The following is a 16,507-nucleotide window of genomic DNA, read 5'->3' as shown; positions in this document are numbered from 1 at the left end:
CCTTGAGGTTTTATCAACACCTCATGGGCTACTCTCGGGGAATTGTCAAATTTGTACCGGGCCTGCACTGCGGGAAACGATGGGACAGGGCCCCTTCCCGGCCGAAACCGGGAGGGGGCGATCCGTCAATTGCTCAGGATGCCCAGACCGGGCAGGACCTGGTTGTGGACGTGATCCAGGTACCGGGCGGCCGCCTGATTGAACTGGTAGGCATGGGTGGTGGCGGCCACGGCGTTGTTGCGCATGATGTCGAACCGCCAGCCCGCGTCGTCGTACCGGAGGTCGCGGTCGTCCCGGGAAACCGGGAACAACCCATCGGCCTCGATGCGTTCCCGCCACAATTCGCTGCGCCTGTCCTTGTCGTTGTCGTCACCGGCAAGAATCGCCTTGATGGAGGCCTCCGCCTGCGGCGCAAAGGCCGCGTGCCCGTCCGGCTCGTCGATGGAACCGGCCCCGGCCAGAAACGCCCGGTAGAGTGCGTGCAGGCGCGTGCACGACAGGTAAAAGGAATGCCGGTTGTCCCGATTCTCCAGGTCGTAATCGACAGGAATGGCCGGGCGCTCCTCGTAGCGGAACCGCCACGACAGATGCGGGATATCGGGACAGGTCGAGACCGAGGCGTGGCCCAGCCGGGAGCCTTCCGCCAGGGCGCCGGAGGCCTTGCCCCAGAGCACGTTGAGCAGATCGCCGAAGTCATTGATCGGGCTGACCAGCGTGGACTGCCTGATCCGGTTCCGGTCCGTGGCGAACCCGCTGAATCCGTAATGGGCATAGGTGTCCTGCAGCACGTGGGTGACAATGCCCAGCATATGCAGATCATGCCGCTGCCCCTTCTGGTCGAGGGCCAGCTTGATGATCGATTCCACGGCCACGTTGTCCGGCTCGCCCCAGGCGCACACGACCCTGTCCGCCACCCGGTTGCCGTAGCCGCCGGGCAGGAAATGAAACGGCAGCCAGACCCGCCACTGGTCCATGACGTTGGAGTTCTCGGGCAGGTCGTACATCCGATGCGCCGAGACCACCGGGAGCACATAGGTCAGGCCGTTCATCTCTACGGGCTCTGCCGTAACCGCTTCGTCGACGAACTCCGCCGCCGTGGCGATCGTCCTTGCCTGATCAGATGAAAAACCCGCTATCCGCGCAATGGCGTAAGTCCCGTAAAAATGCATATCGATCTGCATGAAGTCCTCCTGCAATAATTTGTTTTTCTAAACAAGAAACCCTATATACGAAGAGCCGACCCTGCTCAAGGTGGAAGATGGGGCCGATCAATATCCGTGCCGAAAACAACGACAAAAACGGCTGGGAAATTGTTGACACAACGGGAGCCCTTGCCTGTTGCGCCTTTGTCGCAATTCGGGAAAAGACGGGAATTCAATGTTCATTTTTTCTGTGGAATACGCACTCCGGCCTGTTCCCAAACGGGAAGCCCTGTGGTAAGCGACATTCAGATGTCGGCGACCACTTCCCTCCTGCGCCGATCCTCCCCCACCTGTCGAAAACCAATCCCACCGGAATCGAAAAATATTTTTTCTAAACTATATCTAGAAAAAAGTTATATATTTCGCCACCTGGCATATTTAACCCTTGTTGAAAACTTTTATGATTTCCTTATAATCCAAAATAATCGGTCATAACCTTAATTTTCAGGCTGAATAGTCAAAAATTTTTCGACAACCCCCTGTACAAAATTTCACGGCTGGGATATTGTCTCCCTCACGTGCCTGCCACCTTTTTTGCAAGTCGAAAACAGTGTCGGCACGTCACGGCAAACACTCCGAACCGACGGAGTCGCCGTGATTCCTTTTTCACGAGCACGACCGCGCAAGCAGGCCGGGGAACCTAGGGAGATATGTGAGAATGAGCGAGCCTGCGGGCATCTGGAAATACGTACGCGGTTTTGAGAACATGAGCCTGTGCGACTGGCCGGGCCGGACCACGTGCATCATCTTCCTGGGCGGATGCAACCTGCGCTGCCCCACATGTCACAATTACCAGCTCGCCTGGGACATGCACTCCCTGCCCGAACTCGACCCCGCCGCCATCAAGGCCTACATCCGCAACCGCGCCGGATGGCTCGACGGCGTCACCGTCACCGGCGGCGAGCCATCCATCGCCCCCGGCGTGGGCGAACTGATCTGGGAGATCAAGAAGACCGGTCTGCCCGTCAAGGTGGACACCAACGGCATGCGGCCCGAAGTCGTGCTGGACCTCATGCAGGACAAACTTGCGGATACATTTGCCGTGGACGTGAAGGGTCCCTGGCACAAGTATCCCGCCCTGACCGGCGGGGCCGTATCCGAACTGGCGGCACAGCGAAACCTGAACCGAATTTTCGAGTTGGCCGAGGCCCGGCCGGAGATGTTCTATTTCCGGTGCACCCGGGTTCCCGGCCTGACCGACATCGACCTGGCCACCGTGCGGAACTACCTGCCGCCGACGCACGAGCTCACCATCCAGAAATACGTACCCCCGAGGAGGAAGCCGGAGAATGCCAAGCCAAATCATGAAGAGAGACGGCCGGCTGGAAACGTGGTCAACTGACCGCATCGCCCAGGCCATATTCAAAGCGCTGAGCGCCAGCGGGATCAAGGACCCGCTTCTCTCCAAACGCCTCGCCCGCAAGGTCGAAGGCAAACTCGAAGGCATGGACATCCCCGAGCAGGAGCACGTGCAGAACATGGTCGAGCAGGTGCTCATGGAAGCCCGCCAGTACGACATCGCCAAGAAGTACATCCTGTACCGCGAAAAACGCCGCCAGCTCCGTTCCCAGAAAGAAGCCTACCTCGACATCAAGGACGTCATCGACACCTACCTCGACCAGGCCGACTGGCGCGTCAACGAAAACGCCAACATGACCCACTCCTTCCAGGGTCTCATGCTCCACCTGTCCGGTACGGTCCAGGCCCGCTACGCCCTGGAGAAATACCCCGAGGAAATCCGCCTGGCCCACGAGCACGCCTATTTCCATATACATGACCTGTCCTTCGGCCTGGCCGGGTACTGCGCGGGCTGGTCCCTGCGCGACCTGCTCCTGGAGGGCTTCAACCTGGAAGGCCGCGCCTCGGCCGGACCGGCCAAGCATTTCGACACCGCCCTGGGCCAGATGAACAACTTTCTCGGCACGCTGCAGAACGAGTGGGCGGGCGCCCAGGCGTTCAACAACGTGGACACCTACCTGGCTCCCTTCATCCGCGAGGACGGGCTCGACTACGAGCAGGTCCGCCAGTGCATGCAAAAATTCGTGTTCAACCTGAACACCACGTCGCGCTGGGGCGGCCAGTCGCCGTTCACCAACCTCTCCCTGGACCTCGTGGCGCCCAAACACATCGCCGGCGAGCCCATCATCATCGGCGGCAAGTACCATGAAGATCTGACCTACGCCGATTTCCAGGAAGAGATGGACATGATCAACAAGGCCTACATCGAGGTCATGCTCGAAGGGGACGCGGACGGCCGCATCTTCTCCTTCCCCATCCCGACCTACAACGTCACCGAGGACTTCCCCTGGGAGTCCGAGATCGGCGAAAAGCTCATGCAGCTGACCTCCAAGTACGGCGTGCCCTATTTCCAGAACTTCATCAGTTCGGACCTCAATCCCGAGGACGTCCGCTCCATGTGCTGCCGGTTGCAGATGGACCTGCGCGAACTGCGCACCAAGACCGGCGGCCTGTTCGGCGCGGGCGACCTGACCGGCTCCATCGGCGTGGTCACCCTGAACCTGCCCAAGCTCGCCTACCTGGCCCAATCCGAGGACGAGTTCCTGGACCTGGTCGAGGAATACGCCGAGCTGGCCAAGGAATCCCTGGAATTCAAGCGCAAGGTCATCAACAACAACCTGGACGCGGGCATGTTCCCCTGGTCCAAGCGCTACCTGAAGAACGGCTACAAGGGCCACTTCTCCACCATCGGCCTGCTCGGCGGCCACGAGGCGTGCCTGAACCTGATCGGCAAGGGCATCGAGACCGAATCCGGCGTGCGCCTCATGCGCCGCACGCTCAACCACCTGCGCCGCATCACCTCCCGTTTCCAGGAGGAGACCGGCTCCCTGTACAACCTGGAAGCCACGCCCGCAGAAGGAACCAGCTACCGGCTGGCCAAGATCGACAAGCAGCTCTACGCCGACATCCAGGCCCAGGGCAACGGCACCCCCTACTACACCAACTCCACCCAGCTGCCCGTGGGCATCTCCGAAGACGTGCTCTACGCCCTGGAGCACCAGAACCAGCTCCAGCCGCTCTACACCGGCGGCACCGTGTTCCACACCTTCCTTGGCGAGGCGGTCACCGACCCGAAGTCCCTCAAGAACTTCATCCTCAAGGCGTTCACCAAGACCAAGATTCCCTATGTCTCGGTCACGCCGACCTTCTCCATCTGCAAGGAACACGGCTACATCCTGGGCGAACACTTCGAGTGCCCCACCTGCGGCCAGGAGGCCGAGGTCTACACCCGCATCGTGGGCTACTACCGCCCCGTGTCCCGCTGGAACAAGGGCAAGCAGGCGGAATACGCCGACCGGGTGGTGTTCAGCGACTGCCTGTGCACCTAAGATAGTTCTGAAGGCCCACGAGGAATGGGCCTGAGGATAGTGGAATGCAAGCCCTGCGCCCCTCCCGGCGCGGGGCTTGTACTCTTTGGGACCCCCCGACCCCCATCCCCTCCTTTTCCCAAACTTTTCATATGCGCATCCGCGCGGGTGCTGTTTGAGAACGGTCGTGCCTCTTTCACCTCACGCCGTTCCAACACGCCACCATCTCAATTTCCCAATGACGAAACCCGACGCTTGTGGCGTGGGCACCGTCCCGAAGGATTTGCGTTGGCGGGCAAGGCGGCTTGCCGCTTGCCCGCCAACGCGAAGACTTCGGGACATTCCGTGCTGCCCGACCATGCCCAGCCGCCCCGCCCCCGCGCACCTCTCGCCGCAAGGCGACACGGGATTCTCAAGGCCCTCGGCCTTGAGCGGGTGCAGGGCAGCGCCCTGCCCGTCGGAGACGCCCGCCGGCGAGGCCCCCCTCCGACACCACAAACCTTGCCCGCCGGGAGGGGAAATGATAGGGAGTCAGGCCATGTCGTATCTGAAGGAATTCAAGAGTGCTGTCAGCCGGACGGCCAAGTGGGACCTGGGGGAGTTTACGGTCAACGAGACCGCGATGCCCATCGACCAGGCGGTGCTCAATGCCGTGGAGGAGACCGGGCACATACCGTTCGCGCAGCGGGCGGTGCAGACCCTGTCCGTGAACTTCGGCATGTTCCACATGCTGACCCGGAAGTTCCACATTCCCGGAGCGGTCATGACGCTGGGGAACGTGGCCGTGGACGGCGAGATGCGCCACCCGGCGACAACGGCGCACTTCAGGAAGATGATCGCCGACGAGTCCGGCGAGGACCAATTGGGCACCTACCATCTCTGGACCACCCTGCCCGGCGGAGTCATCCTGGATCACGTCATGCCCTCTGCCCTGCACGCGGACGGGATCATCACCGTCAACGACGTCGTGCCCGCCGAGCGGTTCCTGTACGGCCCGGCGGACGAACTGGACCACGGACTGACCTACCACCCCATGATCGTGGGCCTGGAATTCTTCATCGCCTCGGGCACCATCGACCGGGAGGCCATGGAATACCTGATGGGCGAACGGTTTCCGAAACAATATCGCTAGTTCATGAGGTCGCGGAGCCAGAGCTGAAAGGCGGGCTCCTCCTCGCCGGGAAGGCGGACGATCTCGGGGCGGTTGCGCACGAAGATCACCTTGACCGAACGGCCGGGGCGGTACTGCGACCACTTTGACGCGTCCATCCGGGCCGAGGCCGTGCGCGCGAATCCGTCGGGGTCGATATACTTGTAGTCGACGACCAGCCTGCCTTTGCCGGTGTCGGAGGACTCCACGCCGCGCACGGCCAGGACAACGCCGGTGGTGGCTTCCTCGCCATACAGCCTGGCCCGCTCCGCGCGCAGGATGTCGTAAGGCAGCGAAGCGAACGCCCAGACCAGGCAGGCCACGACGGCAGCGCCCACTATGATGCGTATCCGCCGATATTCGGCGGTCCGCTTGGCATGTGTTCCGGACATGAAGGCCATGCCCTTCAATACCTTGCCCAAAGCCCGGACGCAAGGCCGTGAAAAAATAACGCTTACCCCCGTCATCCTCCTTGCCAGGAACCGGGCGTAGGGATAAATTGTTCCCATGGGAGACCGGCCCGTCATTCGGGTCGACGACAGCGCATGACCGACAACATTCATCAGATAGAAAAATCCATCCTGCGCATGACGGCAGTGGTCCGCCAGGGCCAGGCCGAATTGACCGCCAAGAGCTTCGGAGAGGAACGCAATCCGGACCTGCGCCCCCGCGGCTGGTGGGTACTGGCCTGCGGCGAGCCCCTGGCCGAAGACTCCTTCGACAGCCGGGAAACGGCCAGGGAGCGGCTCCTCATAGCCACCCGCAAGGCCGGACTGGTCCTGCCCGAGAACATCTGGGTCTGGGACGAGGCGGGAACGGCCCAGCTGGTCATCAGCACCGTCCCCAGCCTGGAGCGGGCGCAGATCCTGGCCTCCCACCTCCGGGAAAAGGGATTGACCATCCGGGTCAAGCGCGAGACCTTCTGAGCAGAAAAAAGCCCCCGCGATCATTCGCGGGGGCTTTTTCGTTTCAATATGCGCTACCCTTGCGACGGATCGGGCAGGTAGGGCGTCAGTTCGGACACGGCCTCGAACAGGAAGTGGTCCACCAGAAAGCAGAACATGTGCCCCGCCGCAATGTGAATCTCCTGGACAACGGCGGTCTGGCCGGACGGGACCGTTACCAGGAAGTCCGAAACCGAGGCCATCTCCGCCCCGCTTTGCCCGGTCAGGCCCACGGTGACGATGCCGTTGCGCTTGGCTTCGCGCATGGCGCGGATGACGTTGGTCGAGGTGCCGGAAGTGGAAAAGCCCACCAGCATGTCGCCGGGACGGCCCAGGGCAAGGACCTGCTTGGAAAAGACCTCGTCAAAGCTGTAGTCGTTGGCGATGGCGGTCAGGGCCGAGGTGTCGGTGGTCAGGGCCAGGCCGGGCAGCGGCGGCCGCTCCAGCTTGATCCGGTTGGTGAACTCGGCGGCCAGGTGCTGGCAGTCGGCGGCGGACCCGCCGTTGCCGCAGAACATGACCTTGCCGCCCCCGGCCAGGCACACGGCCATGGCCCGGGCGATCTCAACCACCAACTCCGCCTTTGTATCGAAAAAGGCCTTGCGCGCCGTCAATCCGGCGGACGCGTGGTCCATCACTTTCTTCAAAGCGCTCTCAGACATATATTCCTCATTTCAGGGTGATCTTTTCAAGCATTCGTCCAACGTAGCATATAAACCCGAATCATGCGGTTGCCAAGTCCTGCGGGCGGGCTGGAGGGAAAAGACTTTTATTCGCCCGTATTTTGCGATACAGCCACCACGATGCAGGAACACGCCCGGACCGGGACGCCCTGCCCGAATTTCATGCACCACGCATAAGGACACAGCACCATGACCGAATCCAAGGAAAGCACCGTCAGACTGCTCATCACCTGCCCGGACCAGCCGGGCATCGTGGCCGCAGTCAGCGGATACCTGCACAAAAAGAACGCCAACATCATCCACTCGGACCAGCACTCGACCGACCCCGAAGGCGGCCGGTTCTTCATGCGCAACGAATTCTTCCTGCCCGGCCTGGACATGGACGGCCTTGAAGAGCTGCGCCGCGAATTCAGGGAAGAGGTGACCAACGGCTTCGTCATGGACTGGAGCCTGAACCCGGTCTGGAAGCCCAAGAAGATGGTCATCCTCTGTTCCAAGGTGGACCACGCGCTCATGGAGCTCTTGTGGCGGTGGAAACGGGGCGACCTGGAGGCGGACATCTCCATGGTCATCTCCAACCACCAGGATCTGCGCGAGTCCGTGGAGCACTTCGTGCCCTTCCACTACGTTCCGGTGGGCCCCTCCCTGCGCGACAAGGTGACCGCCGAGGACACCATGATCGATCTCATGGGCGACGTGGACCTGATCGTGCTGGCCCGCTACATGCAGATTCTGACCCCGGATTTCGTCAACAGATTCACGTGCAGGATCATCAACATCCACCACTCGTTCCTGCCCGCCTTCGTGGGCGCGGACCCATACCGCCGGGCGCACCAGCGCGGGGTCAAGCTCATCGGGGCCACGGCCCACTACATCACCGAACAGCTGGACGAGGGCCCGATCATCGAGCAGGACGTCATCCGCGTCACCCACAGCCACGACGTCGACGACCTGAAACGGCTGGGCGGCGACATCGAACGCCACGTCCTGGCCCGGGCGGTCAAGTGGCACCTCGAAGACCGCGTCATCGTGGACGGCAACAAGACCATCGTTTTCCGCAGGTAGGAATGCCTCCCCCGGACCCCCATCCCCTTTCTTTTCCAAAGCTTTTTGTATGCGCATCCGCGCGGTTCGCGGTCGAGGAAGTGTGTTCCTCTTGCTTGGTGCATCGTCCCAACACGCCACCACAACAATTTCCCAATAACGAATGGCGACGCTTGTGGCGTGGGCTCTGTCCCGAAGGATTTGCGCGGCATTGCGCGCGGCGCGCCGCGCGCAATGCCGCGTGAAGACTTCGGGACATTCCGTGTCCCGCCACTCCAGGCCGCATCTTTCCACCACCCACGCACCCCTCGCCGGAGGCGACACGGGATTCTCAAGGCCCCCGGCCTTGAGCGGGTGCAGGGCAGCGCTCTGCCCGTCGGAGACGCCCTGCGGCGAGCAGCCTCCGGGGCCGCCGGAGGCCTCCCCCCTCCCAAAAAACAACGTCCCCTGCGCCGGTCTGACGCAGGGGACGTTTCCCTTTCAAATTTCTATTCCCCGGACGGCGACTCTTCGGGCGGGGTCTCGACCGATTCTTCGGCTTCGGGCTGGGTCCGCTTGGACACCCCGTACTTGTCGAGAATCTCGCCCAAACGGGCCTTGAGATTGGTGGTGCCCCTGGCGACCAGCTCCAGGTTGATGAGGACCATGATGTCCACCCGGAAGACCGCCTTTTTCCAGAGACCGGCCAGCCCCTGCTGCAACTCGGGCTCAAGGGACAGGGTCTTCATGGTTTGGGCCAGCTGCTGGGCGGTCTTGGGCTTGAAAAGCACGGTCCCTTCGCGGGTGGTGTCCTTGCCGAACAACTGCTTCCTGCGAATCTTGGACATGTTGGGAAGCGCGTCCAGCTCGCTCTCCGGCACCCGTCGGGCGCGTCCCGAGCGGACCTGAATCTTGCCCCCCTCGTCCAGCCCGCGTTCCCCGAGCAGGTGGATCATGTTGTGCTCGAGCAGGAAAAACAGGATCTTCTCCAGCACCGGGATGGAGTAGTTCTTCTTGTAGGGCAGGATGGACTTGATGTGCTCCGGCGCATAGGCTTCCATGGACTTGAAAAAATGATCTCCGGTCACGCCGAGGGCGATGCACGCGCCCACGCCCAGGCCCACGAGCTGATCGAGCAGGAACTTGAACGCCTCCTGTTCCTTCCTGGCCTGGTCCCTGTCCTTGGCCTCGCCGCCTTCGCCTCCCGCAGCCGCAGCCACGCGGGCCATGTACTGCTTCTCGAAATCCCCGCCAATGGTGTCGAGGCAGGTCAGCCGGGCGGCCTGGAGCAACTCGTTTGCGGAAAACTGCTTGAACCCGGAAAGGGTGGAGAGCCTCTTGGCGAGCATGCCCTGCACGAGCTTGGCCCGCCTGGCGGCGGCCTCCTCGGTCTCGCTTTCCAGGTAGCACTGCTGGATGCGCGTCTTGTCTATCTTCTGGTCGGTCGGGTTGAGCTTGGCCAGGATGTCGTCAAAAAGGAAGCGGATGACCAGGAAGGAACGCTCCTTGGATATGTCGAACTTCTCGCCTTCCAGGATTTCCTTGTGGGCCTCGGCCACCTTGCTGGCCACGAACTGCTCGATGAACGCGGTCCAGAACGCCTGGTCTAGCTCGTGCTGCTCGATGAGCGCGGTGTACTCCTTGAGCGCATCCTGGCCGAAGTAGCGCAGGACCACTTCCTCGAAGTTGTCCGTGATCAACGCCATGGCGTAGACGATGCCCTGGACGCATTTGATGAGAATGGATTCGGTGTTCAGCAGCCCGCTCTTCAAGCTTTCGGCGCGCTCGGCGTCCTTGACCTTGACCGCTTTCTCGTAGTGGGCCAGCAGGACGATGAAATTGGCGATCTGCTTGTGGATGAACTCGTAGCCCGGGTGGCCCTGGCGGCCGCAGAGCAGTTCCATGACCGTCTTCTTCTGGGCCTCCAGCATCGGGAACTCGTTGATGGCGGTCTGATTGAGGGTCAGGAACTCAAGCAGCAGTTCACGCTCCATGACCTCACGGAGAGAGGAACGTTCCTTGAGCGCTCGGAGTCTGGTCTGGTAAGCGGCAAGTCGCTCGTCGTTGCCTGACCTGCCCCCTTCGGGTGCGTTTGCCATGAGCCCAACAGTCCTGAAGTGTTTAAGAATCGCCAGAAACAGTATGCCAACTCACGCATATTTGCAAAAAGTATTTGCCTCCCTCTCTTCGAGGGACCCCGGCCTTGACCTTCATCCGGCCAGGCGCGATAACCAAGCCGTGATCACCTGCACCAAATGCGGAGAGAAAAACTCCGACGACACCCGCTTCTGCGCCCGATGCAACCGAAAGCTGCAATCCTCCCGACGCGCCGCCCCCGCCGAAGACAGCCCGGTCGACGAACCCCTGGTGTCCTTCGAGCACCAGGGCATGCCCGCCGACGCCTGGCGCGACCTCAAGCGCTTGATGGAGGCCTGGGGCTACCTCCTGCTCCTGGCCGGGGTGGCCGCAGGCTGCTGGTGGTATCGCACCTGGTGGCCCCTGTACCCCACGGTGGGGCTGCTCGCCCTGCTCATCTATTTCAGGCGCGTCTGAAAACAAAAAGCCCCGGCTCGCTGCCGGGGCTTGTGCATTTCATACCCGTACGCGCCTATTGCGCCGGGGCGGGTTGGGCCTCGGTGGCGTTGTCGCCTTCCTGCGCGCCCTGGTCCTGCTCATACTCTTCCAGCGCCCTGCGCAGGTCCTCGTCGAGCAGGTCGGGAATGGGGCGGCCCCAGAACTTGTCGTCCAGCTTCTCCTCGGTGGTCTTTTCCGAACAGCAGACGATGGGCTCCGAATTCGGGCACTCCGGGGAGGAAAAATTCACCACGGCGCACTTGGCGTCCGCGTCGAAATGATAGGGGATGGTCTTGGTCAGCTTGAGGAATTCCTTGCCCTGGACACGGATCGTCTTGTCGGTCACCCCCACCAGGAACCGGGCCTCCTGCCTGGCGTAGAAGACCGAGAACAGATAAATGTCGTCCTTGACCCTGGCCACGAAATTGACCTCGAGCGGGTCCTTGCAGATGGCTCTGGCGACAACGGCCTTGCCCAAGCATATGTCCATATCCTGGAATTCGGACGCCGGGGCGTTCGTTGCGGCCAGCCCGGCGGCCAGAATGAGAAATGCAATGATGATCCGTCGCATGTCGTTTCCTTGTCGGTTATCCCAGATCGAGGAAGAGCTGGAACCCGTCGGGCTCCCTGGTCTCGCACCTCTCCTTGCATCCGCAGCACCGGTAATGTCCGGCCTTGAGATACCACTCCGCCTTCCACGAGCAATCGCAGTTGAAATACTCGTACACCGAGGCGTCTACCGCGCCCCGGTACCGGATGTACCCTTCCTCTTTCAGCTTTTCCTTGCACTTCATCGTCATTTCTTCTCTATGGACAGCCATGGGCAGGAAAAGATGTACACCGGCCCTTTCTGATTTGCAAAACTCATTCCACGGGAAAAATCAGCCACTTGCGGACTACGCCTTTTTTCCGGGCAAGACCATGGACGCGAAAAAGCTCAACGTGGCCACCGCTATGATGGCGGCCCCGGACGTGATGTCCAGGGAATAGGAGAGCCACAGCCCGGCCACGGTGAACAGGACGCTCAGAGCCGTGGACACTATCATCATCGACTTCAACGACTTGGTCCGCCGCTCCGCAATGAACGGCGGGATGGTCAGCAGGGCAATGACCAGGATCAGGCCGACCACCCGGATGATCATGACCACGCACAGCCCCACCAGGACGATGAGCAGGCAATGGAGAAAGCTGACGGGCACGCCGCGCGCCCGGGCGAACTCCTCGTCGAAGCTCATGGCCAGGAACCCCCGGAAAAAGACGAGCACCAGGCCGAAGACCAACACGGCCAGCCCGGCCATGAGCCAGAGGTCGGACCGGGTCACGGCCAGGATGGAGCCGAACAGGTAGCTCATCAGGTCCACGTTGTAGCCCGGCGTCAGGTCGAGCAGGATGATGCCCAATGCCATGCCCGCGGCCCAGATGGCCCCGATGACCGTGTCCACCCGCTCGCGGTCGCGCAGGGTGACCATGGCCATGACCAGAGCCGCGCACACCGTGAACACCGTGGTCACGGGCAGCACGGGCAGGCCGAGCAGGAAGGCGAGTCCCACCCCGCCGTAGGAGGCATGGGCGATGCCGCCGGAGATGAAGACGATGCGGTTGACCACCACCAGGGAACCGATGATCCCGCAGATGACGCTGGCCAGCAGGCCCGCTGCCAGGGCGTTCTGCATGAATTCGTAACCGAGGATGTCCATCATTCGGACTCCTCGTCGTGGGTGTGGAAGCAGCCGTGCTCGCAGTCGCAGCCCAGGTCGTGGGCACCGAGCACCCGGTGCGGCACGTGACCGTGGGTGACCAGCTCCACGGGGCAGGTCCCGGTGCCGGGCGTGCCGTAGGTGGATTGGTACATGTCGCCGGTGATGGCCGGGGCGGCGTGGAAATGAACCTTGCGGTTGACGCAGGCCACGGATTTGACGCCCTTGGCCAGGGCCGAGATGTCATGGCTGACCATGACGATGGTCATGTCGGCGTTCAGGTCGACGAGCAGGGTAAAGAGCGCGTTGCGGCTGGCGGAGTCCACGCTGGCCGTGGGCTCGTCGAGGAGCAGCAGTTCCGGGTCGGCCACCAGGGCGCGGGCGATGAACACCCGCTGCTTCTGGCCGCCTGACAGCCCTGCCAGCCCCCTGTCCGCGTATTGCAGCAGGTTGACCCGCTCAAGGGCCCGGCGCGCCTTGTCCTGCTCGTCGGGAGAACAGGACAGCCCGGCGATGCCGCCGAAGCCCGGCTTGACCAAGCCCATGCACACCGCGTCCAGCACGGAGATGGGAAAGGATTGGGCAACGTGGGTGTGCTGCGGCAGGTAGCCGATGCGCCCGCCCGCCGCGCCCGGCTCCTCGCCCAGGATGCGGACAACGCCGCTGTCCGGTCTTATGAGGCCGAGCATGAGCTTGAGCAACGTGGACTTGCCGCCCCCGTTGGGACCGAGCACGGCCAGGTAGTCCCCGGCCTCGATGGACAGGTTCACGTCTTCGAGAATGACCGTCCCGCCATGGGAAAAACTCACTCCTCTGAATTCAATGACATTTTCCGACACGCGTTTCTCCTGCGTTCACTGAGATATACAACCGGCCATCGATCGGGAAAGCCTAGCACACCCTTCCAGCTCATGCCAGCCATGCCAGCCACCACGCCCCGAGGGGAATGCACAGGGCAGCCAGGTACATCCACGCCCCGAGCGGCCGCCCGGGCAGTCCGTGGCCGGTGGTCAGCTTGCCGGCGACAACGCCCAGCCCGGCCCCCGACAGGAAACCGAACAGGTGCGCGCCGAGGTCGGTCCCTTCCCCGGCCCCGAGCATGGCCAGCAGCCCGAGACCGGCTCCGAAGGGAATGAGCGCGTTGGACGTGAAGCGCAGCAGCCGCCGCACCCGCTCGCCGCTGCCCAGGCCGTGGACGCCGCCACCCACGGTAAAGGGGGTGATGGCCGCCAACACGCCTGCCGCGCCGAAGGTGGCCGTGGAAAAACCGATGGCGTCGTGGTGTACGCCCAGGACCAGGGTATTGGCAAGATTGCCGAGCACCCCGGACAGGATGGTCAGCAGCCAGGTCAGGCCGCCTCCCAGCCGCCGGGACACCAGCCAGATGAAGACCCCGCCGATGACCGCGTTGCCCAGGACGTGCGGGCCGTCCGCGTGCAGGGTGAGGGCGGTGGCAGTACGCCACCACTGGCCGGACAGGATGGCCGACCCGTCGGCGCTGCCGATATCCGCCCACAGTTCGGGGTACACGCCGAGACCGGGGTAGACGCGGTGATACATGACATAAAAAAGCAGGAGCAATCCCAGGCCGACGAGGGTGGGCTCGAACCCGCTGACCGGGCGCAGGTCCGGCAGGGTGACGGACCCGATGTCGGGCCGGTTCTCCTCAAAATAGAGCGTGAGTTCCCTGGCCGCCCGGTCGGCGAACCACTCCTGGACCTCGATGACGTATCCCCCGCCCTCGGCTGCGGGCAGCCGTCGCATGCGGTAGGGCACGTGCCGGGCGGACAGGATGAGCGACCAGAGCTTGGCCTCCCGATGCGAAAGCCCGCCCTCGCCGTCCTCCACCACCAAGGGACGCAGGTCGGTCCATGCGTGACGCAGGACGCGGTTGAAGAATCCGGTGCGGGGGGTCTTGGGCTGCATGGGGTATATGTAATGCATAATCGCCCGGTGGCAAACAGCTTTCCCCCTTGCGCCGGAAGCATCCCCCGGCCTATGCTGCCGAAAACGCACGGAGCCGCCATGAAACACCGCCTCGCAACACTGATCGCAGGACTGACCCTTCTCCTTCCCCTGCCCGCCTTGGCGGCGGACCTCGACGTCATGATCGGCCAGATGCTCATGGCCGGATTCCGGGGCTACACCGCCGCGCCGGACAGCCGCATCGCCCGCGACATCCGCGACCACCACCTTGGCGGCGTGGTCCTGTTCGACTACGACGTGGCGCTGGGCAAGGCCGAACGAAACATCCGGAACCCGGAGCAGGTAAAGGCCCTGAACGAATCTCTCCAGTCCTACGCGGCCACCCCGCTGTTCATCGGCGTGGACCAGGAGGGCGGCAAGGTGCAGCGGCTCAAGAAGGCCTCCGGATTCCATGAGACGCCCTCGGCCCTGGCCATCTGCACGTCCGGTGAATTCAAGGTCCGCATGGCCGCCTACATGGTCGGCTCCACCTGCGCGGCAAACGGCTTCAACCTCGACTTCGCGCCCGTGGCCGACGTCAACGTCAACCCCGACAGCCCGGCCATCGGCAGGCTGGAACGGAGCTTTTCCGACGACCCCGAAAAGGTGACCCGGTGCGCGGAAATATACATGGGCGAACTGAAACGAAGCGGCGCGCTCTCCTGCCTCAAGCATTTTCCCGGCCACGGTTCGGCGGGCACGGACAGCCACGAAGGGCTGACCGACGTCACCGACACCTGGACCGAGGCGGAACTGATCCCCTACCGCGAGCTGATCGGCAGGGGGCTGCCGACCATGATCATGACCGCGCACATCTTCAACGCCAACCTCGACCCGAAGTACCCGGCCACCCTGTCGCACAAGGTCATCACAGGGCTTTTGCGCGACAAGCTCGGCTATGACGGCGTGGTCGTCACCGACGACATGACCATGGGGGCGATCACCGAATTCTACGGCCGCGACCAGGCCATCCGGCTGGCCATCCTGGCCGGGGCGGACATCCTGCTCTTCGGCAACAACCTCGCCTACGACGAAGAGATCGTGGGCAAGGCGCACGCCGCCATCCGGCGCATGGTGGATGAGGGAACCATCCCCCAAACACGCATCGAACAATCCTACCAACGGATCATGAAGCTCAAGGCGACCCTGAACTGACCACAAAAAAGCCGCCGCCCGGAGAACGGGCGGCGGCTTTTCATTCGCCATATCGATCGGCTACCAGAACAGGCCGCCGCCTCCGGTGGTCAACCGGATGGGACCGGGGAACTCCCTGGACAGGAGCAGCAGGTCGTTGCCGTCGAGTTCCACCCGCTCCACGCGGGCCAGGAAGGTCTTGAAGGAGTATTCCTGCTCATCCAGGGCCGGGCCGCACGACTTGCGGGTGGAGGCCATGGGGCCGAAGGTCAACCCGTCCTCAAGCAGGGTATACGTGCCGGTCAGCTCGTTGCACCCGCCGAACGCCTTGACCGTTCCGTCGCTCATGAATTCCATGGTCACCTCTTCGTTCATGCGCCGGGCGAACAACTCCTCGACGACCCACTTCTTGCCCACCATGGCTGACCGCAGATTCTCCCCGACAACCGGCTTGGGCTCCTCGTGGGAACCGCACCCGGCCACGGCAAACAGGACGATCAGGAAACAGACAACGGCCAAGCCTTTCATATGCGTGCGCATTGGGTAACTCCTTGATGTTCGATGCACTGGGATGGATACCAAGCCATCCGGCCCGTGGCAAGACGCGATGCAAAAAGCCCCCGACACACAACCTGTGCCGGGGGCTGATTTTCCCCTTTTCTTCTTCCACTCTCTTGCCCGACTCAAGGTTTTCGAGAGTGGTGGAGCTGTGCATTTTCTCGGATGCAGCCGAGCCGGAGGCGCAGCAGCGCTACGGCGAGGACTCGGTAAACCCGAAAAATGTGCAGATGCGCCGCTATCGCAAGCCG

The 16,507-nt window shown here is 62.6% G+C and carries 18 protein-coding genes; 8 read left to right on the top strand and 10 right to left on the bottom strand.

Annotation, left to right across the window (positions count from 1 at the left end; translation table 11 throughout):
- Positions 1–125 precede the first annotated feature (125 nt).
- A complete protein-coding gene (locus OO730_RS13805; RefSeq protein WP_264982057.1) occupies positions 126–1,181 on the bottom strand; it encodes a DUF6765 family protein in 1,056 nt (351 codons plus the stop codon).
- Positions 1,182–1,258: 77 nt separating this feature from the next.
- Here OO730_RS13805 and OO730_RS13800 point away from each other — a divergent pair, with 77 nt between their 5' ends.
- The 4 genes from OO730_RS13800 (at position 1,259) to OO730_RS13785 (ending at position 5,660) form a co-directional block, all read left to right on the top strand.
- Positions 1,259–1,537, top strand: coding sequence for a hypothetical protein (locus tag OO730_RS13800; RefSeq protein WP_264982056.1), 279 nt, complete (start codon positions 1,259–1,261; stop codon positions 1,535–1,537).
- A 323-nt stretch (positions 1,538–1,860) separates the two neighbouring features.
- Positions 1,861–2,544 carry an anaerobic ribonucleoside-triphosphate reductase activating protein gene (locus OO730_RS13795; RefSeq protein WP_264982055.1) on the top strand — a complete coding sequence of 228 codons (684 nt, stop codon included), beginning with the start codon at positions 1,861–1,863 and terminating at the stop codon, positions 2,542–2,544.
- Positions 2,492–4,549, top strand: coding sequence for a ribonucleoside triphosphate reductase (locus OO730_RS13790; protein WP_264982054.1), 2,058 nt, complete (start codon positions 2,492–2,494; stop codon positions 4,547–4,549). Before OO730_RS13795 ends, OO730_RS13790 begins: the two co-directional genes overlap by 53 nt.
- Positions 4,550–5,066: 517 nt before the next feature.
- Positions 5,067–5,660 carry a hypothetical protein gene (locus OO730_RS13785; protein WP_264982053.1) on the top strand — a complete coding sequence of 198 codons (594 nt, stop codon included), beginning with the start codon at positions 5,067–5,069 and terminating at the stop codon, positions 5,658–5,660.
- Here the strand turns inward: OO730_RS13785 and OO730_RS13780 are convergent.
- Positions 5,657–6,070 (bottom strand): DUF3592 domain-containing protein, encoded by a 414-nt coding sequence (locus OO730_RS13780; RefSeq protein WP_264982052.1) that lies wholly within the window; start codon positions 6,068–6,070, stop codon positions 5,657–5,659. The two genes, OO730_RS13785 and OO730_RS13780, sit on opposite strands and share 4 nt — an antisense overlap.
- A gap of 153 nt (positions 6,071–6,223) precedes the next feature.
- On the opposite strand from OO730_RS13780, the gene OO730_RS13775 reads away from it, so the two are divergent.
- Entirely contained in the window at positions 6,224–6,604 is a 381-nt protein-coding gene (locus tag OO730_RS13775) for a hypothetical protein (protein WP_264982051.1), read from the top strand.
- Positions 6,605–6,657: 53 nt separating this feature from the next.
- Here the strand turns inward: OO730_RS13775 and OO730_RS13770 are convergent, their stop codons facing one another.
- Positions 6,658–7,284, bottom strand: a complete 627-nt coding sequence (locus OO730_RS13770) for a D-sedoheptulose 7-phosphate isomerase (protein ID WP_264982050.1) — start codon at positions 7,282–7,284, stop codon at positions 6,658–6,660.
- 210 nt (positions 7,285–7,494) lie between these two features.
- Here OO730_RS13770 and purU point away from each other — a divergent pair, with 210 nt between their 5' ends.
- Positions 7,495–8,370, top strand: a complete 876-nt coding sequence (purU, locus tag OO730_RS13765) for a formyltetrahydrofolate deformylase (RefSeq protein WP_264982049.1) — start codon at positions 7,495–7,497, stop codon at positions 8,368–8,370.
- Between the two features lie 467 nt (positions 8,371–8,837).
- Here the strand turns inward: purU and OO730_RS13760 are convergent, their stop codons facing one another.
- Positions 8,838–10,427, bottom strand: a complete 1,590-nt coding sequence (locus OO730_RS13760) for a hypothetical protein (RefSeq protein WP_264982048.1) — start codon at positions 10,425–10,427, stop codon at positions 8,838–8,840.
- Between the two features lie 139 nt (positions 10,428–10,566).
- Between OO730_RS13760 and OO730_RS13755 the strand changes: the two genes are divergently transcribed.
- Complete coding sequence (locus OO730_RS13755) at positions 10,567–10,881, top strand: zinc ribbon domain-containing protein (RefSeq protein WP_264982046.1); 315 nt, start codon at positions 10,567–10,569, stop codon at positions 10,879–10,881.
- Positions 10,882–10,936: 55 nt separating this feature from the next.
- Here OO730_RS13755 and OO730_RS13750 read toward each other — a convergent pair whose 3' ends face one another.
- The 5 genes from OO730_RS13750 to OO730_RS13730 all read right to left on the bottom strand — a co-directional run bounded on the left by OO730_RS13750 (position 10,937) and on the right by OO730_RS13730 (position 14,543).
- Positions 10,937–11,473, bottom strand: coding sequence for a hypothetical protein (locus tag OO730_RS13750; RefSeq protein ID WP_264982045.1), 537 nt, complete (start codon positions 11,471–11,473; stop codon positions 10,937–10,939).
- Positions 11,474–11,489: 16 nt separating this feature from the next.
- Positions 11,490–11,702, bottom strand: coding sequence for a DNA-binding protein (locus tag OO730_RS13745; RefSeq protein ID WP_264982044.1), 213 nt, complete (start codon positions 11,700–11,702; stop codon positions 11,490–11,492).
- 96 nt (positions 11,703–11,798) lie between these two features.
- Entirely contained in the window at positions 11,799–12,599 is an 801-nt protein-coding gene (locus OO730_RS13740) for a metal ABC transporter permease (RefSeq protein WP_407681925.1), read from the bottom strand.
- A complete protein-coding gene (locus OO730_RS13735; protein ID WP_264982042.1) occupies positions 12,599–13,438 on the bottom strand; it encodes a metal ABC transporter ATP-binding protein in 840 nt (279 codons plus the stop codon). The genes OO730_RS13740 and OO730_RS13735 overlap by 1 nt, the downstream gene beginning before the upstream one ends.
- Positions 13,439–13,508: 70 nt before the next feature.
- Positions 13,509–14,543, bottom strand: a complete 1,035-nt coding sequence (locus tag OO730_RS13730; protein WP_264982041.1) for a rhomboid family intramembrane serine protease — start codon at positions 14,541–14,543, stop codon at positions 13,509–13,511.
- Between the two features lie 81 nt (positions 14,544–14,624).
- Here OO730_RS13730 and OO730_RS13725 point away from each other — a divergent pair, with 81 nt between their 5' ends.
- Positions 14,625–15,719, top strand: coding sequence for a glycoside hydrolase family 3 protein (locus tag OO730_RS13725; protein ID WP_264982040.1), 1,095 nt, complete (start codon positions 14,625–14,627; stop codon positions 15,717–15,719).
- Positions 15,720–15,779: 60 nt separating this feature from the next.
- Here OO730_RS13725 and OO730_RS13720 read toward each other — a convergent pair whose 3' ends face one another.
- Positions 15,780–16,238: an META domain-containing protein gene (locus OO730_RS13720; protein WP_264982039.1), complete on the bottom strand. Its 459-nt coding sequence runs from the start codon at positions 16,236–16,238 to the stop codon at positions 15,780–15,782.
- Positions 16,239–16,507: the final 269 nt, after the last annotated feature.

The sequence above is a fragment of the Pseudodesulfovibrio portus genome, from assembly GCF_026000375.1.
GTDB lineage: Bacteria > Desulfobacterota > Desulfovibrionia > Desulfovibrionales > Desulfovibrionaceae > Pseudodesulfovibrio > Pseudodesulfovibrio portus.
Note: the sequence above shows the minus strand (reverse complement) of the source record. Positions and strands in the feature narration are given on the sequence as shown.